The following is a 20,657-nucleotide window of genomic DNA, read 5'->3' on the forward strand; positions in this document are numbered from 1 at the left end:
CCACCTATATCGCGTGTTTTGCGCCAAGCAGGTTACGCCGCCTGACCTCTTCGGCAAGGGCGAGCATCGGCGGCAGCGGGTAGCCGTCGCTCAGACCGCGCAAGGTTCGAAGATGCGCAAGCGCGCTCTCGAAGCTTGCGAACCGGTCACGGGCGAATGTGGAAAGCCACAGCGCGATCAGCGCAACCGAGCGTGAGCGGCCGCCCCGGCAATGAGCCAGGATATGCCCCTTGCGATGGCTTGGATAATGCGGTTTCGAAGGAACATAGCCGCGCATCAGGCCTTCGATCGTGTACACGCCTGCCGCCAGAAGATGCGGATCGTTGCCGTCGCCGTCGATCACCCCGATCTGGTAGCGGCGGATATGGGTGCCGTCCGCAAGCAACAGCGGACCGGGAAACATGTTGATCGAGACGTTGAGGGTTTCCGTGATCCCTGCCTTGAGAAGGCAGTCGGGGTCTTCGGCGGCCGCAAGATTGCCGAGAAAGAGCGTCTTTTGGTGCGGACCGACGCCTTCGATGACGGAGAAGAGAAGCGGAAGCCCGTCCTCGCGCTCTTCTCCCTCGGGCACGCGTTCTGGAACGCCAAGGCGCTTTTCTGTCATGATCTAGATCTCCGTCTCGCGCGCCAGTCTTAGTCTTTCACCGAGACCACAGGCAAGTTCAGGGGCGGTTGTCATGTCGACAAAGGCGGGCAGAACCTGCCGCGCGCCGCAACGGTCGGCAAGGTCTATGACATCGTCCTTGCGCGGATGGACGTTCCAGGGGAGCCAGACTGCCGCGTCGCGCTCAATGAGAGCACGCGCCGGCGTGCCGTTTGGAACATGGCTCGAAAATATCAGGCGAAAATCCTCCCTTTGCAGAAGTGCGGCCGCAAGACCGGCCTCCGCGTTGGATTCCGTTGCGACGATCACCTGGTCAGGCTCCGCGCTTTCGCCGTCCACGACGGGGAACGTCCTGCCTGTCGCGGCCTCGACTTCCCTGCCGATGGCCGCGCTGACATGGACGTCATGTCCGCGCGAGGCCATTGCGAGTACCATATCGGTGCCCCGTCCGGCGCCAGGACAGCAGAGCACCGCGCCCCCTTCGGCGTAGTCGGAAATGGCCGCGATCTGGTCGTCGAGATTTTCCGCGCGGTCGCCATAGGAGGCGTCGACCAGAAGCGTTGAAGCTGGCGGGGGATGGTCGAACGCCATGCCGCGCGATTCAAGGCTGATGTCACCAGTGTAAACGAAACCGCCCGCTGCCGTATCCATATGGAACCAGACGCCGCCGGGCGCATGGCCGCAGCGTCCGGTGGTCAGCCTGAGCCCGCAGACCTCGAAAGAGCCTTGTTCCGGAATGACCCGCGCAAGCTCCGCAGGCAGACGGCCCTGCAGGAAATCGAATGTCCGGCCGGTTGCGAAGACGCGAGGATTGCCGACCGCATCGAGGCGTTCGATGGATCCTGCATGATCCTGATGCGCATGGCTGAGGAAGATCGCATCAACGGCGCCGATGGTCTCGATGTCGGGATGCTCGTCCTTATCGAGGCCATCGCCGAAATCGAACAGGACGCGTTTGCCGCCGGCCTCGATGAGAAAGATGGCCGCGCTCTTGCGGTTCAACCCGCTGATCACTGTCAGTCGTGCCACGGCAGCACTCCCTGCGGAAGCCTTCTTGCGAAGGTGAGGCTGAAGAGCATCAGCGCGAGGATGACGATGACCATCAGGCAACCGACAGCGGCGGCGAGCGTCGACGACCCGGCTTCCTCGAGGAAGATGATCATCGGGCCGATGGTTTGCGCGCGCGACGAGACCAGCAGCACGGAGGTCTGGATCTCGTTTATGGCGGTCATGAACACCAGGATGGCAGAGGCCGCGGCGGCAGGCGCCAGCACCGGCAGGATGATATCCTTCAGCCTGCGGAAGATGCCCGCGCCAACCACCTGCGCGGCTTCATCCAGCGACCGTTCGATCTGCGCGAACCCGCCGAGGATCGGCTGCAGCGCCAGCGCGAGGAAGTTCGAGAGATAGGCCGCGAGAATGACCCAGATCGTTCCATAGAGACTTGTGCCCAGGACGGGCATGGGTTTCAGGAAGAACAGGATCATCGCCACCCCGATGATGATGCCGGGAAGCGCATAGGCGAGCTGGGAGGAAAGGTAGAGCAGGCGCGGGGTGACGCCCTTCCGCCAGCTCAGGAAATAGCCGAGCGCGACCGAGGCCGGTATCAGGATGGCGACCGCAAGCCCGGTCAGCCAGAGACTTGTGAAGAAGGCCTCGCGAATGCCCTCGTGATGGAGGATCGCGTTGGAGAAATTCTCGAAGGTCAGCGTTTCCAGCGTGAGCGGCTGACCATAACCGCGCACCAGTGCCGAAGCAGCCAGCGCCGAAAGCGGCAGCACCAGCGCAATGAGAAGATAGCCCCACGCCAGAACGGTGACGGGAAGGCGGAAGCGGGAAAGCGGAAATTTGAACGGTCTCGACGCGCCATCGACGCGCTGGTCGCCCATGCGGCTCAGAAAGCCGGCAATGGCCATGCCGAGGATTGTCAGAACCGCGAGCAGCAGCGCCAGAAGCGCCATGTCGTTCAATGCCGACGGGCCATAGGAATTGAGCTGCCGGTAGATCAGCGTGATCAGCGTGGGTACGCGGGCCGGAATGCCAAGCATGGCCTGAATGCCGAAATTGCCGATCGACGACACGAAGGCCAGGGCCGCGCCTGCGAAAATGCCGCTACGGATCAAGGGCAGGATGACGCCAAGTGTCGCTTTCAAGGGCGTCGCGCCCACAGCGCGGGCCGCTTCCACCAGATCGGCGGGCACGCGGCGCAGATTGGCCCGGACGGCCAGAAACACCAGAGGTGCGTTGTAGAGGCCGAGCAGAAGAACGATCCCGCCCGCCGAATAGAGCGGATGACGCATGCCAGGCTGAAGGGTAATTCCCAGAAGGTTCATGACCGGGCTTGCCGGCGAGAAGGCTTGGATCCAGGCGAGCGCGATCACCTGCGGCGGGATCATCAGCGGCAGAACGAAGCCGAACACCCATGCGGTTCGCCCGCGCATGTCGCTCGCGCCGACGAGAAGCGCCGCGATCGTTCCGGCAAGTGTGGCAAGCGCGGTGGCGGAAAGCGAAATCCAGATCGTGTTGACAGTCGCTTCGAACACGCGACGGCCGCCAAGAACGTCGGCGATACGGCCAAATTCGAATCCGGCGCTGGTCACAAACGCGGCGTAGACGAGCCGTCCGAGCGGTAGGATCGACAGAACGCCGACAAACACCGCCAGCGCCAGCATCAGTGCCCGCTCGTTCTTCAAAAGCCCGGAAAGGGTGGAGAGCGTCCATGAAGGACGCCCTCCGGCGGCTGTGGTCGATAGCGACATTGCGATTACAGACCGAAGATCTCGGCGAACTGCTCGCGCACCGCGTCGTTGTTCGTCACGGCCTCGTCGACGTCGTAGCCGATCAGCTTCATCGAGGAGAGGTCGGGATAGCCCTCAGGTGCTGCGACGCCCGGCAGAAGCGGGATGTTGCCCTGGGCGGAGACCAGTTCCTGGCCTTCCTTCGAAAGCAGGAAATCGACGAATTTCTTGGCGGCTTCCTCATGATCGGTCGTGCTCATGATGGCAACCGGCTCGCCGATGAAGGACACGCCTTCCTTGGGCGCGATATAGTCGACGGGCGAACCATCGGCCTTGGCGCGCAGCGTGTTGGCGTCGACGATGATGGCGTATTTGGCCATGCCGGAGGCAACAGTCTTGGTTGCCGGGCCGTTGCCGCCTTCGGGCACGATGTCGAGGCCGTTCAGGCCCTCATAGAAGTCCCAGCCGATTTCCGGCGTGTTGATCAGGGCATGCAAGTGGTTGAGGGCGGCACCCGAATAAAGCGGGCTCGGAACCGCGATCATACCGCGATTGTCTTCGACCAGAAGGTCGTTCCAGCTTTCGACCGGTTCGGCGATCTCGGTATTGTAGGCAATGCCCGTGGTGATCGCCTTGGTGCCGAAGAAGGTCATGTCCTTGTCGTAGGCAGCCTTGTCGTAGCCGTCGACGGGCGCTTCCGGATAGGCCATCAGGTGGCCTTCGGCCTTCAGCGTGCCGAGATTGATCGGGTCGGCGACGAGAAGGACGTCGGGCTGGATGTTGCCGGCTTCGATTTCGGCGCGCATCACGTTCATCAGCGCCGAGGTGCCGTTGCGGGTCCAGTTGACCTTGATGTCCGGATTGGCGGCCTCAAACGCGTCGACGGTTTCCTGGGCCTGTTCCGGTGGCTGGCTGGTGTAAAGCGTGATGGTTTCCTCGGCATGGGCGGCCGTGAAGGCAAGCGTGCTGACGGTGGCAAGGGCAAGCATGGAGAGTTTCATCGGGGATTTCCTCGATTGTTGGTGCTCAGTGGGAGGCTTCTTCTGCTTTCGGGTCCGGCAGGACCCAGCCGTCTGCAAGCGTGACGGCCACGCGCTGCCCGGCTTCGATGTGTGCCGGGGCAGGGACGTTCATGAAAAAGGTTTTCTCATCCGGGCCGAGTGAAAGCTCGACCCGCAAAATGTCGCCGCGATAGGTGATGCGGCGGATGGTAGCGGCAAGGCCGCCGGTCTCGACGAGCTTCAGGTCGCCCGGATGAAAGGCTATGCGTGCCTCGTTGCGGGGCAGCGCCGACGGGTGGCTGCGCACCCGCACCTGCTCGCCGAAGAAACGGGCGAAACCATAGCCGCTGCGATCGGGCTGGAAATCCGTAATCGGCGCGATCTGGCCCTCGCCGATAAAGGTCGCGACCATGTCATTTGCCGGCTGGCTGTAGAGTTGGGAGGGGCTGGCGAACTGGCTGATCCTGCCCATGTCCATCACAGCCACGCGGTCGGCGAGCGCGAGCGCTTCCGACTGATCATGCGTGATGTAGAACATCGTCGCGCCCGAGGCGTTGTGGAAGCGGGCAAATTCTTGCTCCATCTCGCCGCGCAGATGAACATCGAGATTGGCGAGCGGCTCATCGAGAAGGACGAGGCCGGCATCCATCGCCAGGCAGCGGGCGAGCGCCGTGCGCTGCCGCTGGCCGCCCGAAAGTTCGGCGGGCCGTCGATCCGCAAATGCGGTCAACCCAACTGTCTCGAGAACGCGGGCCGTGCGCGCCTCACGTTCGCCGCGCCCGAGCCCCTTCACCTTGAGACCATAGGCGACATTGCCGGAGACCGTCATATGCGGCCACAACGCATAGCTTTGAAACACGACGCCGATGCCGCGCTCTTCCGGCGCGACATGCCGGCCATGGCCTGAAAGAAGCGCGTCTCCAACCCGGATTGCGCCGCGGTCGATCTGCTCGAAGCCGGCAAGGGCGCGCAGCAGCGTGGTCTTGCCGCAGCCGGAGGGGCCGAGGACGGCGACGAACTCCCCCGAACGGATCGAAAGCGATATGCCGCGCAACACGCCGGTCTTGCCGAAAGACTTGTCGACGTTCTCGATTTCGATCGCGCTCATAGGATCTGTCCCGCGCTGTCGGTCGCAGTCGGGAAAACCCTTCTGAGGCCGGTGGAATGACGTTTTGCAATGCTTTGCAATCTTCGCCGCCATCAATGCACCGGCCGTGTGACAGTTCTGTTTCAGTGGGTTTTCGTTTTTGTGAAAATTGGCGTTTGAGAGAGCGGCGGGCGTCAAATCAAACCGCGCCATAACTGCCTCCAAATCGATGGAGACAGCGAATCATAACTCATTCAAAATAAAAACCACTTTATGGGTATGTGGCCTAAAGCGCGCTGCCACTGCTGTCGCGGATCGCCAGTTCCGGCTCTATCATCGTAACGCGCGGTGGAGGCAGTTTGCCGGATGCCGCGATCAGCTTCAGAAGCCGTTCGATCGCAAGCCGTGTCAGGATATCGATTTCATAGCTCACGCTCGACAGCGGCGCGCTCAGGAATTCGCTCATTTCCAGATTGTCGAAGCCGATCAGCGCGACATCGTCGGGGATGCGGAGCCCGTGCTTCTGGCACCAGCGGACCGCGCCGACAGCGATATAGTCATTGGCCACGAAAACGGCGGTGGGTCGGTTTGCTGCGGCCATCAGCGTATCCATCGCCCAGTAGCCGGCGGCCGGACCATAGCCGGCGGGCGAAACCTGCAATTCGGCATCGACAGCGATTCCGGCGCTTGCAAGCGCCTGGACGTAACCATCGAACTTTTCATGGTTGCCTTCGGAGGCATTGCTGTCGAGCGTGCCGATGCGCCGGTGCCCGAGGTCGATAAAATGCCGCACGGCCTTGTAGACCCCGACCTTTTCGTCGACGCCGACCATATCGACGCCGATATCCTCGCCGCAGGTCAGCAGCACCACCGGAAAATTGGCCCGGCGCAGCTTGATCAGATGCTCGAAATCGCGATCGCCGCGCGCGGGGTAGATCAGCATGCCGTCGACCTGGCGCGAACGGAACATTTCGATGGCCGCGACTTCCTCGCGCCGCGTATTGTTGGAGGTCGCAAACAGCGTGCCGTAGCCGAGTTTCGCCAGTTCCTTCTCGATCATCCGCGACGTCTCGGTGAGGATCGGATTGGTGATGTCGGCAAGCACGAGGCCGATGGTCTTGGTTTCGCGGCTGGTCAGCGATTTGGCCGCATGGTTCGGAAGATAGTTGAGTTCGCGCGCGGCGGTGCGGATGAGCTCACGCGTCGCCTCGGGAATGCGCGGGCTGTCGCGCAGAGCAAGAGAAACAGTGTTTTTCGAATAGCCGGTCCGGGCCGCGATATCGGCGAGCCGGGTCCCTGAATTGCCCATGCCTGACAGTCATCCTTCCTGCGGTTGGCTGCCGGCCCGAAGGCCGGCAGGCGACTATTCGTCTCAGCGGCCTTCGCGGTGAAGGCGCTCGATCGCCTCGAACTGCAGGCAGCCGGGCTTCATTTCCATCAGTTCGATGCGGTTGCCGTCCGGGTCCTCAAGCCAGGCCTGACGGTTGCCGTCGAGCCCTTCCTTGATCGGCGACAGCAGCGTTATACCCGCTTCCTCGATGCGGGCAACCGTGCCGTCCAGGTCCTCGATCGTGAAGCACATGTGGTTGACGCCATTGGCGTTCCAGCCCGGAGCCCGGTCGTTTTCGGCGCCGGGGAAAATCTCCAGATACTGGTCGTCGGTGATCCTCAGATAGACCAGCCACGGCGTGCCGTCGTCATTGTGCAGACGCAGCATCTCCGGAAAGCCCAGGCGTTTTTCGTAATAGTCCAGTGACTTTTCGAGATCCGTCACCTTGATGGCGACATGTCCGATGTGAACGATACCCTTCATGAAACTCCTCCCGCGCACGTTTTTGAAGATAGGGACGATCCCGGGCAAGGTGCGGTGCCCGGGATCGCCTCCGGCTTGTAGTACCGGTAATACGAACAGGTTTAGCCAAGCCGCATGACTTGTCAATGCCGTCTTCAGTCCCAGTCTGGCGCCCAATCGAAATCGATATAGCGCCGGCCACGATCGACCGTCGCGATCGTCGCCATATCCGCATCGCTCAGCGTCACCGATTGCGCTGCGAAATTGCTCTTCAGTCGTTCCGGCTTTCCCGATGCCGGGATAACCGCATGACCCTTGGCCATGGACCAGGCGAGCGCGAGCTGTTCGACGGTGCAGTTTTTCTCCGCGGCCAGCGGCTCCAGTACGGGGTCGCCCGCGAGCTTACCCCTGGCAATCGGCAGGTAGCAGGTGACGGAAATGCCGTTTTCGCGGCAATAATCGGCCAGAATCCGGTTCTGGAGGTAAGGATGGCACTCGAACTGGTTGTTGACGATCCTGAGGTCTCCAAGCATCGTCTGGGCGTCGGCAAGGAGCCGCCGGGTAAAATTCGAGACCCCGATCATCCGCGTCAGACCGGCCGCTTGCGCCTCCGCGATCTGCTCGACATAGGTCGAAAGCGCAACCCTGTTCTTCGGCGAGGGCCAGTGCAGCAGGGTGAGGTCGACCTGATCGAGGCCGAGCCGGTCAAGGCTCTGCCGGAGCGACGGCGCCAGCATGCCGGGACCGAAATTCTCCGTGGAAATCTTGGTCGTGATGAACACGTCTTCCCGTTTCAGCCCGGATCGGCGAAGCGCCTTCCCGCATTCGCGCTCCGTGTCATAGGTCTGTGCGGTGTCGATGTGGCGGTAGCCGATTTCCAGCGCCGTCAGGATCGCATCGATACCGGCGGGTCCCGTCCGGTCGAAGGTGCCGAGCCCCATCAATGGAATACCATATTGATTTTTCGTCATATTTTTCCTCCGTCTTGTTCCCGCAACCGTTCCTCCGCCGCCGGCCGGCAATGCAGGCGACAACCGGCGCTTTTGGCGCGAAAAGCGTACTCGCCGATTTTCCCTGTTGACCGGAATACGAACATAGCCGTATGTTACCGGTAATACAACATTGATGGGAGCGATGTTGCAGGAAGCCGCAAAGCCCGACGCAAGGGGCAGGCGGAAAGGGAGGAACATGCGTATTCGGTGGAGCCGATGGTCGCCCCAGCTTGCGCTGGCGCCGGCGGTCATCATCACATTCGTCGCCTTTTTCGGGTCGATGCTCTGGACCATTTATCTGAGCTTCACCCGCAGCCGGCGGTTTCCGGATTATGCCATCGACTGGGGTGACTGGTCGCGCCAGTATGAGCGTCTGTTCAAGGACGACGCCTGGCTCATCTCGCTGCAAAACCTGTTGATTCTCGGTGTCGGCAGCACGCTGGCGATCGGCTTCGGTTTCATTCTCGCCTGCCTGATCAATGCCGAAAAGCGCGGGGAGGGCGTTTTCCGCACGGTCTTTCTCTATCCGCTCGCCGTGTCGCTGATCGTCACCGGCGTCGCCTGGCGCTGGCTGTTCGATCCGAGCCTCGGCCTGCAAAACTTCTTCCATTCGATCGGCATGGAATGGGTCCGGTTCGACTGGCTGTCCTCCGGCGATACCGCGATCTACGGCATCATTCTCGCCTCGATCTGGCAGGGCTCCGGCTTCTACATGGCGCTGATGCTGGCCGGCCTGAAGGGCATCAATTCGGAAATCTGGAGCGCGGCCAAGCTCGATGGCGTCGGCACGTTCCGCTTCTATATCGAGATCATCGTGCCGATGATGCGCTTCACCTTTCTCACCTGCGCCATCCTGCTCTCGCTCGGCGTGGTCAAGGCCTATGACATCGTGGTCGCCATGACCAATGGCGGGCCGGGGCAATCGACCTATGTGCCGGCCTATTTCACCGTCAACGCATACTGGCAGAAATCCAATCTCGGCTATGCCTCCGCCGCCGCCGTCATCATGCTGCTGATCACGCTTGCCGTGTTCCTGCCGCTGGTGATGCTGACGGCCTGGCAGCAGCGCCGCAAGGGGAGGCCCGCATGACGCTTCCGACAGACGCCGGACCGACGGCGCCGTTTCCCGCGGCAAGGCCGCGCGCCGTCACCGACCGGCCGGTCTATTTTCCGCGGCCGAAGAAGCGGATCAGCCCGCGTTCGATTGCCATTCTGGTTTTCCTGGTGATGTGCGCGGCGTTCTTCTGCCTGCCGCTCTACGTCATCGTCGTCACCTCGCTGAAGACCATGGACCAGATCCGGCTCGGCGACATTTTCGCCCTGCCGACGACCTGGACGCTTCAGCCCTGGCTGACGGCGTGGAACGACGCCTGCTCGGGGATAAACTGCAATGGGCTGAAGGTCGGCTTCGTCAATTCGCTGATGATCCTGTTTCCCTCGCTGATCCTGTCGCTCGCCGTCTCCTCGGTAACCGGCTACGCGCTGGCCTTGTGGAATGTGCGCTGGGCTGGGCCGTTCATGTTCCTCCTGTTCATGTGCGCCTTCGTGCCCTTCCAGATCATCATGATCCCGCTGATCGTGCTCTCCGGCCTCGTCAAGGTCTATGGCACGATCTGGGGCATCGCCATCGTCCACGCGATCCTGTCGCTCCCTTTGCTGACGCTGATCTTCCGCAATTACTACAAGGACATACCGGACGAGATCATGCGCGCGGCGATGATGGATTGCGGCTCGTTCTGGCGGGTGTTCGTCGAGATCATCATTCCGATGTCCGGCAATATCCTGATCGTGGTGCTGATCATGCAGATCACCCACATCTGGAACGACTTCCTCGTCGGGCTGACATTCGGCGGCCTCGGCACCCAACCGATGACCGTCATCCTCGCCAATGTGGTGATCACCACCACCGGCGAGGTCCGTTACAACGAGAACATGGCGGCAGCGCTTCTGACCGCGATCCCGCCGCTCGTCATCTATTTCTTTCTCGGCAAGTTTTTCGTGCAGGGCATCACTGCCGGCGCAATCAAGGGATGATCCATGCCTGAAATCCGGTTCGAACACATCGTCAAGGATTACGGCGCGCTGACCGTGCTGGACGATCTCAATCTCTCGGTCGAAGACGGCGCCTTCCTGGTGCTGCTCGGCCCCTCCGGCTGCGGCAAGACCACGCTTTTGAACCTGCTCGCCGGCCTGATCGAGGTTTCCGACGGCCGCATCACCATTGGCGGCCGCGATGTCACCGACCTCGACCCCAAGGATCGCGGCCTTGCCATGGTATTCCAGTCCTACGCGCTCTACCCAACCAAGACGGTGCGCGGAAACCTGAAATTCGGCCTGGCGGCGGCGAAGCTTCCGAAGGAGGAGGTCGCGCGGCGGATCGAATGGGCAGCGAAACTGCTGCAGATCGAGCCGCTGCTGGAGCGCAAGCCGGCCCAGCTTTCCGGCGGCCAGCGCCAGCGCGTCGCCATAGGCCGCGCGCTCGTCAAGAATGTCGGCGTGTTCCTGTTCGACGAGCCGCTGTCAAACCTCGACGCCAAGCTGCGCACCGAAATGCGCCTCGAAATCAAGAAGCTCCATGACGAGCTGAAATCAACCATCGTCTACGTCACCCACGACCAGATCGAGGCGATGACGATGGCAACTGAGATTGCAGTGATGAATGGCGGCGTGATCCAGCAATTCGGCACTCCGGACGAGATTTACGAGCGCCCGGCCAATCTATTCGTGGCCGGCTTCATCGGGGCGCCGTCGATGAACATGCTGGAGGCGACACTGACGGTTGAGAACGGCCGCGTTGGCGCGCGGCTTGCCGATGCGGACGGCTTCTTCGATCTCGGTGACCACGCTTTCGCGGAGCCGCCTGCCGATGGCCGAAAGGTAGTGCTCGGCCTCAGGCCGGAGCATTTCGGGCCGCCCGGGACGGCATCGGCGGACCAGGCCTTCACCTTCTCGCTGCCGCTGCAATATGGCGAGCGCACGGGATCGGACTCGACCGCCTATTTCAGCATCGGCGGCCGGCTGCTTGCGGTGCGCTGCGATCCGTCCGAACTGGCTGTCGTGCGGACCGGCGAGATTTCAGAAATCGGCTTCCTCAAGGGGAAAGTCCATGTCTTCGACGCCCATACCGGGCGGCGATTGTAAGCCACATCTTTGGGAGGAATGAGATGTACAGGAAATCGCTTTTGGGGATCGCCGGCGCCCTCATGATGGGGACTGCCCTCAGCGCCTCGGCCGAGGAGCTCATCGTCTATCACGGCTGGTCGACGCCGGGCGAAGTCGGCGCGCTGAACGTGTTGCGCGATGCGCTGGCCGAACAGGGCATCAGCTGGAAGGACCTGGCGATCCCGCACAATTCGGGCGTCAATGTCAGCCTCGTCAACATGGTGACCGGCGGCAACCCGCCGAACGCCTTCGTCGAATCCAACCCCGGCGTCTATCGCGATCTCGCCGATCGCGACCTGTCGCTGGACCTGACCGATCTTTACAATTCCACCGATATTGCCGCCAATCTCGCGCCGATCGTGCGCGAGCTTTCGACGGTCGATGGCAAGTTCGTCAAGGTGCCAGTGGCGCTTCATCTCGACGGCATGGTCTACTGGAACATGGACGTTGCCCAGAAGGCGGGCGTCGATCCGGCATCCTGGACCTCGGTCGATGAGATGCTCGGCGATTTCGACAAGGTCCGCGCGGCGGGCTTCGCGCCGGCGGCGGTCGGCAGCCAGGCCTTCCAGGTCGGCTACCTGACGCATGCGATGATCGCGGCGATCGCCGGTCCCGACATCTATAACCGCATCTATGGCCCCGAGCCGGATATCACCGCCATCGACACGCCGGAATTCGCCCAGGCAGTCGAGGTGGTCCGCGCCTTTTCGAAAGAAGCCGGACCGGAAGCCCAGAACCGCCCCTGGAACGAAACCACGAACCAGGTGATCGCCGGCAAGGCGCTGATGCACATCATGGGCGACTGGATGAAGGGCGAATGGAAGGCGGCCGGCAAGGAGCCGGGCGTCGATTTCGGCTGCATCGTCATCCCCGGCGCCAAGGCGGTTCCTGTGACGTCCGATGCCTTCGGCCTGCTTGGCGGGCAGTCGGCGGAAATCACCGAGGCCGAATACACCTTCGCCAAGACGGCGCTTTCGCCGGAAGTCTCCGGTGAATTCGCCCAGAAGAAAGGTTCGTCGCCGGCCCGCCTCGATGCGCCGGCAGACCTGCTCGATGCCTGTAACGAGGTGGTCCTCGACCAGCTCAAGGTGCCGGACGGGACGGTTCAGAACCCGTTCAATACGGCCGACAGCGACTGGCACCACGCCATATGGGATGTGATGTTCGCCTTCTGGAGCGATCAGGACATGACGGTGGATGACGTTCGCGCCGACCTCGCCGACGAATACGACGCAATCTTCGGCTGAGGCCGGAAGTCTTTTTGCCAGATCAGGACCGGTGCGGTGGCCGCACCGGTCCAACACAAGAGAGACATTCATGGACAATCGCCTTCTCGACGAAGACAAGGTCATGCAGCTTTGCTTCGTCACCGACAATCTTGAAAAATCGACCGCCTGGTTCGCCGATCTCACCGGCAAGGAACCGGCGCATATCGGCAAGTCGGCCAAGGCCGATATTGCCCAGGCGACCTATAGGGGAAAACCCGCCGAGATCACCTTCCGCCTCGCCCTGTTCCGCTTCGACAATATCGACTTCGAATTCCTGGAACCGGGGCCGGAGCCGAGCACGTGGCGCGAGCATCTCGACAGGTTCGGCCCCTCCTTCCACCACTTCGCCTTCCGCACCATCGACATGGAAGGTCGCCGCGTTTATCTCGCCGAAAAGGGTCTGCCGATGATCCAGCACGGCGAATTCGAGGGCAATGACGGGCGCTATGAATATTTCGACGCCATGAGCCAGCTCGGCGCGATCGTTGAATTGCTGGAATGGGACAGAGACAAGACAAGCGGCCTTTCATAAATGCGCTTCCGCTTGATGGGAGATGCCGCGAAAGGGGCAGAGAGGGGTGACACCTCCCCGAGAGCACGGCGTTCGTCGCTTTCGTCGTTACCCCCTCTGTCGCTTTCGCGGCATCTCTTCCTGAAGCGTTAGGCCGCAAGGGATGTGGGTGAAACGGGAACGCGCGGCAGGCTTTTTCAGGAAAGCGCCCGGCTCCAAAAGCAGGAAAAAACATCATGATCAGACTAGGCGGCCATGGACTTCCCGTCGGCCCGGATGACCCGGAAGAATTTGCCCGCGCGCATGTCGATTTCGGCTACCGCGCGGCCTATTGCCCACCCTGCGAGATCGGCGATACCGACCGCCAGCGGGCGATCGAGACCGCCTTTGCCGCCCATGACGTAATGATCGCGGAGATCGGAATCTGGCGCAATCTTCTCACCCCGGACGAGACGATCCGGGGTCAAAACATCGATTATGCCTGCGAGAAGCTGGCGCTTGCCGATGCCGTCGGCGCGCGCTGTGCTGTCAGCTATATCGGCTCCTTCGAGGCCGGAACGGAATACGCCCCGCACCCGAAGAACCTCTCGCGCGAGGCCTTCGAGGCGACAGTCGAGACCGCCCGGACGATCATCGATACCGTGAAGCCGAAGCGCGCCCGGTTCGCGCTGGAAATGATGCAATATGCGCTGCCCGACAGCGTCGATTGCTATCTCGAGCTGATCCGCGCCATCGGCCGCGATGCCTTCGCCGCCCATCTCGATCCGGTCAACCTGATCATGACGCCGCGGGTCTATTTCGATAGCGGCCGGCTGATCCGCGAATGTTTCGAGAAGCTCGGACCCCATATCGCGAGCTGCCACGCCAAGGACATCATCCTTCATGACCGGGCCGCGCTCCACTTCGACGAGATCATCATCGGCGAGGGCATGCTCGATTACGCCACCTATCTGACCGAACTGGAAAAGCTTGATCGCGATGTGCCGCTGATGCTCGAACATCTCGAAGGAAACGACTATGCGATTGCCCGAGACGCGCTGAAAAGCGTGGCGGAACCGCTCGGAATTTCCTTCGCCTGAGAGCCGGGTTGTGATGGACGTCGGAAAGCGACGCACCACTCCGCGGACGTTCAGGAGCGCCCTCATCGATAAAATCTCTGGCAATGACCTCTATCAGGGGCCGAATGTTGAAAAGGCGAGCCCAGGGTGGGTAGAGACCGTCAGGCGCAATCGATCGATCAAACTGGAGATCGACACCTCCAGATCGCGTTCGGCATCACGCCGCCGAAATTGCCGGAACTGGCGCCGCTATTTCTCCTGCGCATCGCGCCAGGCGATATACTCGTCGTAAACCGCGTCACTCAAGGGATAGTAGCGTCGCAGGTCGGCCCCCTGGGAGAGGCGCAATCTGGAGAACTCCTCCCATTCGGCATGTCCCCCTCCGGCTTCGATCAGCTTTTCGGCAAGCGCGATCGGCACAACGACGGCGCCATCATCATCGGCAATAATGATGTCGCCGGGCATGACGAATGTGCCGCCGCAGGCGACCGGCACGTTGACCGCATAGGGCACGATGTCGGTCTGGGCGTGATAGTTGGGCGTCACACCGTTGACCCATATGCCGAGGTCGAGTTTCTTCGCCGGCCCTGAATCGCGGATGCAGCCGTCGATCACAACGCCTTGACCGCCACGGCCCTTGAAGTAGGTCAGCATCATCTCGCCGAAAATGCCGCTCGACATATTGCCGCGCGCGTCGACGACGATCATGTCGCCGGCCTGGGCCGGATACATCACCTCGCGATGGAGCTGAAGTTCGGGATTGTCGTATTCGCCGCCGGCAAACAGGTCCTCGCGCTTGGGCATGAACTGCAGGGTCAGAGCCGGCCCGGCAACCCGCTTGCCCGCGACCAGCGCCTTTGGCCCCGCGATGTGACAATTGCGCAGACCCATGAGGTTGAGCTCGCTGCTGGCGGTGGCTGTGCCGATCGCGGCCAGCGCATCGCAAAGCTCTCGGCTCGGGCGCTTGATATCGTCGTATTTCATGGGCTGATCCTGTTTGCGGGTTGGGAGGGCATGCGTTGGTGCGGTTCTATTTCAGGCGGTCGCCGGTTTCGGCGCTGAACAGTTTGATCTGGTCGGGATCCGGCACGATGTGAAGCATCGTTCCGCTGCGCTCCGAGATGCGTTCGCGGAAGACGGCGACCACCTGATGACCCGCGAATTTGAGGGAAACCTGGGTTTCCGAACCGGTCGGCTCGACGGTCACGATCTCGCCGGCAAGCCCATTCCGGTCCAGGCGGAAATGCTCCGGGCGTATGCCGAGCGTGACCGGGCGGTTGGCGGCGCTTTCCGGCACGTTGGGACCGAGCGCGATCATGGTGCCGTCATCGGCGATGAAATCACCGCCTTTCACCGTGCCGGACAGCATGTTCATGCTCGGCGAACCGATGAACCGGGCGACGAAGCTATTGGCCGGTTCATCGTAAAGTTCAAGCGGCGTGCCGATCTGCTCGATGTTGCCGCCATTCATCACCACGATCCGGTCGGCCATTGTCATGGCCTCGATCTGATCATGGGTCACGTAGATAATGGTCGTCGTCAGGCGCTGGTGCAGCGCCTTGATCTCGGTGCGCATAGCCACGCGCAACTGCGCGTCCAGGTTGGAAAGCGGCTCGTCGAACAGGAACACCTGCGGGTCGCGGACGATGGCGCGGCCCATGGCGACGCGTTGACGCTGGCCGCCGGAAAGCGCGCGCGGATAACGATCGAGCAGGTTTTCCAACCCGAGAATCTGGGCGGCGGCGCGCACACGCTTGTCGATCTCGGCCGGGCTGGTGCGGGCAAGCTTGAGCGAAAATCCCATATTCCTGGCGACGGTCATATGCGGATAAAGCGCATAGGACTGGAACACCATGGCAATGTCGCGCTCCTTGGGATGGAGATTGTTCACCACCTTGCCGCCGATCCGGATCTGACCGCTGGAGATTTCCTCCAACCCAGCGATCATGCGCAGCAGCGTCGACTTTCCGCATCCGGAGGGGCCGACGAGAATGACGAACTCGCCGTCCGCGATATCGATGTCGATGCCGTGCAGCACCTCCAGAGCGCCGTATGATTTGCGGACATCGTCGATTTTCACCGTGCCCATGAGCGTCGTCTCCCTTGAACGTCTGGTTGTCGCGTCATCGCGTCAATCGTCCCACGCGGGGGCCTTGTCGGGATCGATCATCCGTTCGCCCCGGTCGAGCGCGCGGATGGCGGCCGTCTCATCCGCTTCGAGCGTGACAGAAAGGGCGGCGTAGTTGTCCCGCAACCGTCCGGCATTGGCCGAGGCGGGGATGACGATATGGCCCTCGCCCATCAGGAAGGCGAGCGAGATTGCCGCGGCCGTGACATTATGGCGGGCGGCGATCTCCCGCAGCACGGCGTCGTCGCTCACCCGGCCCTTGGCGAGCGGCATATAGGCTGTCAGCGGCAGGCCGCGCGATCGCGCGTAACCGCAGAACTTCGGGCTTTGCAGGAAGGGGTGCAGTTCGACCTGGTCGGTTGCAAGAGCGCCGCTGCCGATCACCGTTTCGGCACGCTTCAGGTCGGCGATGGGAAAGTTGGACACGCCGATCCTTACCGCCCAGCCGCGCGCCCTGGTTTCGGCCAGCGCCTCCATATAGTCAGCGAAGGGTACGGCGTCTCTGGCTGACGGCCAGTGGATCAGCAGCAGGTCGATGCGGTCGAGCGCCAGGGTTTCGAGGCTTTTCTCGACGCTTGGCAGAAAGTCTCCCCTGGCGAGATTGGTGTCGGCGACCTTCGTTGTGATGAAAAACGCATCGCGCGGCAGGCCTGAGCGTTCAACCGCCTTGCCGACATTTTCCTCCGTGCCGTAGCTTTGCGCGGTGTCGATATGGCGATAGCCGATCTCGATCGCGTCGAGCAGGGCGCGCAGTCCATCGTCGCCCGTGCGCCCGAACGTGCCGAGGCCAAGCTGGGGTATGCCGCCTACGGTTTTGTCGTGCATGGGTTTCCTCCTCAGCCCTTGGTGGCGCCAGCCATGATGCCGCCGACGAACAATCGTTGCATGGACAGGAACAGCACCGCGATCGGCACGGTCATGATCATCGAGGCGGCCATGACGGCGCCCCAGTCGGTGTTGAATTCCGTGGTGAATTCGGCAAGCCCGATCGGCAGCGTTTTCACCGAGGAATCGGTGGCGAAACACAGGGCGAAGATGAACTCGTTCCAGGTGGTGACGAAGGCATAGACCATGACCGCGACAAGACCGGGGATCGAAAGCGGCAGGGTGATGCGGAACAGCACGCCGAGACGTGAGGCACCGTCGATGATCGCCGCCTCCTCAAGCTCGACCGGGATCGCCTTGAAATAGCTGGTCAGCATCCACACCGACAATGGCAGGGTGATGATCATGTAGACCAGGATCAGCCCCAGATAGGTATTCACCAGCCCGAGATAGCGCAGCGTGACGAACAGCGGCACGATGATCGCGGCCGTCGGAAGCAATTGTCCGACCAGCACGAAGGACTGGTAGTATGGCTTGCCCTTGAAGTTGAACCGGGCAAAGCCGTAGGAGGCAAAAACCGCGAGGATCAGCGCCAAAAGGGTGGAGCCGACCGAGATGACGACGCTGTTCAGAAAGTAGCGCGGGATATTGCTGTCGAACAGAACGGTCTTGTAGTTGCCAAGCGTCGGGGTGTGCGGGATCCATGTCGGGGGAACCGTATAGAGTTCGCGCAGCACCTTGATCGATGAAACCCCCATCCACAGAAACGGAAACAGGCAGACGCTGACGACGAGCAGGGACGAAATCAGAATGATGAAGCGGGCGAGCGGCGATGTTCTCATCGGGCCACCTCGTCATTGGAGGACAGGAACCGGATGTAGACGGCGACGATCGCCATGGCGACCACGAAGAAGATCAGCGACAGAGCGGCTGCCTGGTTGAACTGGAAGGACTCGAAGGCCAGGCGGAAAATCTGGATCGGCGTGATCAGGGTGAGGTTCGCCGGTCCGCCGCGCGTGATCGCATAGATCGTGGTGATGTGGTTCAGCCCCCAGATCACCAGCAGCAGCGTCACCGCGATGATGACCGGGCGCACCTGCGGCAGGGTGATATGGATGACCTCGTCCCAGAATGTCGCGCCATCGACGCGGGCGGCCTCGTAGAGGTCCTTGGGAATGGATTGCAGGCCAGCCAGCACCATGATGGCGACAAAGGGGAACAGCTTCCAGACATTGATGGCGATCATCGCCGGCATGACGGTATTGGGATTGGTGAGCCATCCGATCGGCTGGTCGAGCACGCCGGCGGAGGTCATCATGTAGTTGATGATGCCGAATTCGGTATGGAACATCCATGCCCAGGTGGTGGCGGCGACGATGCCGGGAACGACCCATGGGATGACGGCGATGGCGCGCACCGCGCCGCGGCCGCGAAATTCCTGGTTGAGCAGGATGGCCGTCGCGGTGCCGAGCACGACCTGGAACACGATCGATCCGCCGACCCACCACAGCGTATTGACAAAGGCCTGCGGCGTGGCGCGCGAACGCAGCACGTTGACGAAATTGGAGGAGCCGACATAGTTGCCGCGAATATCGGTCACGCTGAGGATTCCGGTATAGATCACCGGATATGCGATAAGCAGCAAGAGAACGATGAGCGCCGGCAAGGCGAACAGCAAACCTGTCGGGGGCCGTTTCATGGATCATCTCCGAAAAGACGCATTCATTGTTCCCCGGGGCGAGACGCCCCGGAGGTCGGTTCACAAGAAAAGATCGATTACTGATCGAGAAGCGCCTGGATGTCCTGGGCCGCAAGGCCCATCGATTCCTGCGCGGTCTGCTGCCCAAGCAGAATCCGCTGGATGCCGTCGAAATAGGCCTGGGTGATCTGCACCCAGTTCTTGTGGATCGGCAGCGGCCGGGCGTAAGGCAGCATATCCTTGTAGACCTGGAGAAGCGGCGTGTTGAAGCGCTCCATGTCCATGGCGGATTTGCGGGCCGGGAAGGTATCCGTGTAGTTGCCCATGTTCTCGGTTTCGGTCAGGAACCGGATCAGCGTCTTGGCGTCTTCGGGATTGCCGGCGTCTTTCGGAATGACAAAGCTCCAGCCGGCGAGAATGCCTGACGTATCCTTGCCTTCGGGATGCGGCGTCATCATCACGCCGATATCGATATCCGGATTTTCCTGTTGGATCGAAGCGAGGTCGAACTGGCCGGACTGATACATCGACACCGTGTCCGCGATGAACAGGCGACGATTGGCGGTGCCGTCGTTTTCCAACGTCGAGGAGGGCGAGGAGCCGTCCTTGTAGAAATTGGTCCAGTATTCGACGGCCTCGACCGCCGCCGGCTCGTTGACGGTCGCCTTGGTCAGGTCGTCGGAGACGATCGTGCCGCCATTCATCCAGATGAAGGGCAGCGAGCGATAGAGCGTATTGCCCACCTCGCCGCCGCCGGTAATGGCGAAGCCGAACTTGCCGTCGCCGGTCAGCGTCCTGGCGGTTTGCGTCAGCTCGTCCCAGGTTTTCGGCGGGCTGTCGGGATCGAGGCCGGCGGCGGTGAAATTGCCGCGGTTGTAGATCACGGCCATGGTCTCGATGCGGTAGGGAATCGCGTAAAGTTCGCCGTCATAGGTCACGTAGTCGAGCGCCGCCTTGACGAAGTCGCCCTCGTCCTCGATGACGTCGCCGAGCGGCTGCACCAGATCGGCTTCGGCGTAACCGTTCACCCACGGGCTCTGCACGTCGATGATATCGGGCGCGGCGCCGGACATCAGCGTCGTCAGGAGACGCTGTGGCAAGCCGTTGGTCGTGGTGATTTCAAGATTGAGCGTGATATCGGGATGCGCCGCCTCGAACGCGGTCTTGAGCTTCTGGGCCCGTGCCTCGTTGAAGTTGGGCGTCCACCAGGTGACTTCACCGGCAGCAGCCATTCCCGATGCAAGCGTCAGCGCCGACACCGAAGTGGCGATCAGCGCCGTCAGTTTAAACGCGGTCTTGGTCATGTTTCCTCCCTTGCCACGGCCTCCGCCGCAGCTCCTCGCGGCGTTGGCCGCTCATCTCCCTCGCGGTCGCGCGCCACGCATGGCCTTTCGCAGCCGCTGTCCTCCTGCCGTCTTTCGACGACGATTTGCCTGAAGGAGCTTGCCGCTCTCGACCCATTTGCCTGAAGGCGAATGGTCCTCCGTCGTGCGGCCTGTCGCGAACAACCGGGGCGCAGCCCCGTCTCCTCCCAGGTTCAGATCGGTATATCAATTCATATTTGAACTGAACCAGTTCGCAATTTAACTATGCCGCTGAACTGACGATGAGTCAAGTCGGCCGTCGCGACCCGCGTTCGTCGCGCTAAATAATTGAAAATAATGATTTATTTGTTTCCGCCGAGCGTCACGCTGGAGGGTCGGAGCGGAATCGTCAGTAGGCGTGCGCGCCCTCGCGGCCGCCATCGATGGATGATGTCGGACTTCCGGCCAGGATCGTCATGACGTCCCGG

Annotated in this window: 20 protein-coding genes; 6 read left to right on the forward strand and 14 right to left on the reverse strand. The window is 61.7% G+C overall.

The genetic code is table 11. The features are described from left to right. Positions 1-4: 4 nt before the first annotated feature. The 8 genes from V6765_RS01110 to V6765_RS01145 all read right to left on the reverse strand — a co-directional run bounded on the left by V6765_RS01110 (position 5) and on the right by V6765_RS01145 (position 8,193). On the reverse strand, positions 5-604 hold the full coding sequence (locus V6765_RS01110) for a protein phosphatase (RefSeq protein ID WP_448425746.1): 600 nt from the start codon (positions 602-604) through the stop codon (positions 5-7). Between the two features lie 3 nt (positions 605-607). After that, positions 608-1,633, reverse strand: a complete 1,026-nt coding sequence (locus tag V6765_RS01115) for an MBL fold metallo-hydrolase (RefSeq protein ID WP_448425747.1) — start codon at positions 1,631-1,633, stop codon at positions 608-610. Next, positions 1,621-3,363: an ABC transporter permease gene (locus V6765_RS01120; protein ID WP_448425748.1), complete on the reverse strand. Its 1,743-nt coding sequence runs from the start codon at positions 3,361-3,363 to the stop codon at positions 1,621-1,623. The genes V6765_RS01115 and V6765_RS01120 overlap by 13 nt, the downstream gene beginning before the upstream one ends. 5 nt (positions 3,364-3,368) lie before the next feature. Next, entirely contained in the window at positions 3,369-4,343 is a 975-nt protein-coding gene (locus tag V6765_RS01125) for an ABC transporter substrate-binding protein (RefSeq protein WP_448425750.1), read from the reverse strand. Positions 4,344-4,368: 25 nt separating this feature from the next. After that, complete coding sequence (locus tag V6765_RS01130) at positions 4,369-5,451, reverse strand: ABC transporter ATP-binding protein (RefSeq protein WP_448425752.1); 1,083 nt, start codon at positions 5,449-5,451, stop codon at positions 4,369-4,371. Positions 5,452-5,716: 265 nt separating this feature from the next. Continuing rightward, positions 5,717-6,739, reverse strand: coding sequence for a LacI family DNA-binding transcriptional regulator (locus V6765_RS01135; protein ID WP_448425753.1), 1,023 nt, complete (start codon positions 6,737-6,739; stop codon positions 5,717-5,719). A 63-nt stretch (positions 6,740-6,802) separates the two neighbouring features. After that, the gene (locus V6765_RS01140; protein ID WP_230722793.1) at positions 6,803-7,243 is read right to left on the reverse strand and encodes a VOC family protein; all 441 of its coding nucleotides are present in this window, start codon (positions 7,241-7,243) and stop codon (positions 6,803-6,805) included. 134 nt (positions 7,244-7,377) lie between these two features. After that, on the reverse strand, positions 7,378-8,193 hold the full coding sequence (locus V6765_RS01145) for an aldo/keto reductase (protein WP_448425754.1): 816 nt from the start codon (positions 8,191-8,193) through the stop codon (positions 7,378-7,380). Positions 8,194-8,410: 217 nt separating this feature from the next. Between V6765_RS01145 and V6765_RS01150 the strand changes: the two genes are divergently transcribed. From V6765_RS01150 to V6765_RS01175, 6 genes are all read left to right on the forward strand, one after another. Further along, complete coding sequence (locus V6765_RS01150) at positions 8,411-9,304, forward strand: carbohydrate ABC transporter permease (RefSeq protein ID WP_448425756.1); 894 nt, start codon at positions 8,411-8,413, stop codon at positions 9,302-9,304. Continuing rightward, positions 9,301-10,248, forward strand: a complete 948-nt coding sequence (locus V6765_RS01155; RefSeq protein WP_448425758.1) for a carbohydrate ABC transporter permease — start codon at positions 9,301-9,303, stop codon at positions 10,246-10,248. The genes V6765_RS01150 and V6765_RS01155 overlap by 4 nt, the downstream gene beginning before the upstream one ends. Before the next feature lie 3 nt (positions 10,249-10,251). Then, positions 10,252-11,355 (forward strand): ABC transporter ATP-binding protein, encoded by a 1,104-nt coding sequence (locus V6765_RS01160; protein ID WP_448425760.1) that lies wholly within the window; start codon positions 10,252-10,254, stop codon positions 11,353-11,355. A gap of 23 nt (positions 11,356-11,378) precedes the next feature. Next, positions 11,379-12,623, forward strand: a complete 1,245-nt coding sequence (locus V6765_RS01165; RefSeq protein ID WP_448425761.1) for an ABC transporter substrate-binding protein — start codon at positions 11,379-11,381, stop codon at positions 12,621-12,623. 70 nt (positions 12,624-12,693) lie between these two features. Further along, positions 12,694-13,176, forward strand: coding sequence for a VOC family protein (locus V6765_RS01170; protein WP_448425763.1), 483 nt, complete (start codon positions 12,694-12,696; stop codon positions 13,174-13,176). Positions 13,177-13,391: 215 nt separating this feature from the next. Then, positions 13,392-14,234, forward strand: coding sequence for a sugar phosphate isomerase/epimerase family protein (locus V6765_RS01175; protein ID WP_448425765.1), 843 nt, complete (start codon positions 13,392-13,394; stop codon positions 14,232-14,234). 228 nt (positions 14,235-14,462) lie between these two features. Here V6765_RS01175 and V6765_RS01180 read toward each other — a convergent pair whose 3' ends face one another. The 6 genes from V6765_RS01180 to V6765_RS01205 form a co-directional block, all read right to left on the reverse strand. Next, a complete protein-coding gene (locus V6765_RS01180) occupies positions 14,463-15,197 on the reverse strand; it encodes a ribonuclease activity regulator RraA (RefSeq protein ID WP_448425766.1) in 735 nt (244 codons plus the stop codon). A gap of 46 nt (positions 15,198-15,243) precedes the next feature. Then, positions 15,244-16,302: an ABC transporter ATP-binding protein gene (locus V6765_RS01185; RefSeq protein WP_448425768.1), complete on the reverse strand. Its 1,059-nt coding sequence runs from the start codon at positions 16,300-16,302 to the stop codon at positions 15,244-15,246. A 42-nt stretch (positions 16,303-16,344) separates the two neighbouring features. Further along, complete coding sequence (locus V6765_RS01190) at positions 16,345-17,166, reverse strand: aldo/keto reductase (protein WP_448425770.1); 822 nt, start codon at positions 17,164-17,166, stop codon at positions 16,345-16,347. An 11-nt stretch (positions 17,167-17,177) separates the two neighbouring features. Further along, positions 17,178-18,008: a carbohydrate ABC transporter permease gene (locus V6765_RS01195; protein ID WP_448425772.1), complete on the reverse strand. Its 831-nt coding sequence runs from the start codon at positions 18,006-18,008 to the stop codon at positions 17,178-17,180. Continuing rightward, positions 18,005-18,865, reverse strand: a complete 861-nt coding sequence (locus tag V6765_RS01200) for a carbohydrate ABC transporter permease (protein WP_033409755.1) — start codon at positions 18,863-18,865, stop codon at positions 18,005-18,007. The genes V6765_RS01195 and V6765_RS01200 overlap by 4 nt, the downstream gene beginning before the upstream one ends. Positions 18,866-18,942: 77 nt before the next feature. Further along, positions 18,943-20,169: an ABC transporter substrate-binding protein gene (locus V6765_RS01205; RefSeq protein WP_448425774.1), complete on the reverse strand. Its 1,227-nt coding sequence runs from the start codon at positions 20,167-20,169 to the stop codon at positions 18,943-18,945. Positions 20,170-20,657 lie beyond the last annotated feature (488 nt).

The sequence above is a fragment of the Martelella sp. FOR1707 genome (assembly GCF_053484265.1).

Bases quoted from the DNA above. Each gene is read 5' to 3' on its own strand.
- V6765_RS01170 (WP_448425763.1), top strand. From the start codon at position 12,694: ATGGACAATCGCCTTCTCGACGAAGACAAGGTCATGCAGCTTTGCTTC.
- V6765_RS01175 (WP_448425765.1), top strand. From the start codon at position 13,392: ATGATCAGACTAGGCGGCCATGGACTTCCCGTCGGCCCGGATGACCCG.
- V6765_RS01160 (WP_448425760.1), top strand. From the start codon at position 10,252: ATGCCTGAAATCCGGTTCGAACACATCGTCAAGGATTACGGCGCGCTG.
- V6765_RS01205 (WP_448425774.1), bottom strand. From the start codon at position 20,169: ATGACCAAGACCGCGTTTAAACTGACGGCGCTGATCGCCACTTCGGTG.
- V6765_RS01165 (WP_448425761.1), top strand. From the start codon at position 11,379: ATGTACAGGAAATCGCTTTTGGGGATCGCCGGCGCCCTCATGATGGGG.
- V6765_RS01125 (WP_448425750.1), bottom strand. From the start codon at position 4,343: ATGAAACTCTCCATGCTTGCCCTTGCCACCGTCAGCACGCTTGCCTTC.
- V6765_RS01190 (WP_448425770.1), bottom strand. From the start codon at position 17,166: ATGCACGACAAAACCGTAGGCGGCATACCCCAGCTTGGCCTCGGCACG.
- V6765_RS01140 (WP_230722793.1), bottom strand. From the start codon at position 7,243: ATGAAGGGTATCGTTCACATCGGACATGTCGCCATCAAGGTGACGGAT.
- V6765_RS01180 (WP_448425766.1), bottom strand. From the start codon at position 15,197: ATGAAATACGACGATATCAAGCGCCCGAGCCGAGAGCTTTGCGATGCG.
- V6765_RS01155 (WP_448425758.1), top strand. From the start codon at position 9,301: ATGACGCTTCCGACAGACGCCGGACCGACGGCGCCGTTTCCCGCGGCA.
- V6765_RS01145 (WP_448425754.1), bottom strand. From the start codon at position 8,193: ATGACGAAAAATCAATATGGTATTCCATTGATGGGGCTCGGCACCTTC.
- V6765_RS01200 (WP_033409755.1), bottom strand. From the start codon at position 18,865: ATGAAACGGCCCCCGACAGGTTTGCTGTTCGCCTTGCCGGCGCTCATC.
- V6765_RS01135 (WP_448425753.1), bottom strand. From the start codon at position 6,739: ATGGGCAATTCAGGGACCCGGCTCGCCGATATCGCGGCCCGGACCGGC.
- V6765_RS01150 (WP_448425756.1), top strand. From the start codon at position 8,411: ATGCGTATTCGGTGGAGCCGATGGTCGCCCCAGCTTGCGCTGGCGCCG.
- V6765_RS01130 (WP_448425752.1), bottom strand. From the start codon at position 5,451: ATGAGCGCGATCGAAATCGAGAACGTCGACAAGTCTTTCGGCAAGACC.
- V6765_RS01195 (WP_448425772.1), bottom strand. From the start codon at position 18,008: ATGAGAACATCGCCGCTCGCCCGCTTCATCATTCTGATTTCGTCCCTG.
- V6765_RS01120 (WP_448425748.1), bottom strand. From the start codon at position 3,363: ATGTCGCTATCGACCACAGCCGCCGGAGGGCGTCCTTCATGGACGCTC.
- V6765_RS01185 (WP_448425768.1), bottom strand. From the start codon at position 16,302: ATGGGCACGGTGAAAATCGACGATGTCCGCAAATCATACGGCGCTCTG.
- V6765_RS01110 (WP_448425746.1), bottom strand. From the start codon at position 604: ATGACAGAAAAGCGCCTTGGCGTTCCAGAACGCGTGCCCGAGGGAGAA.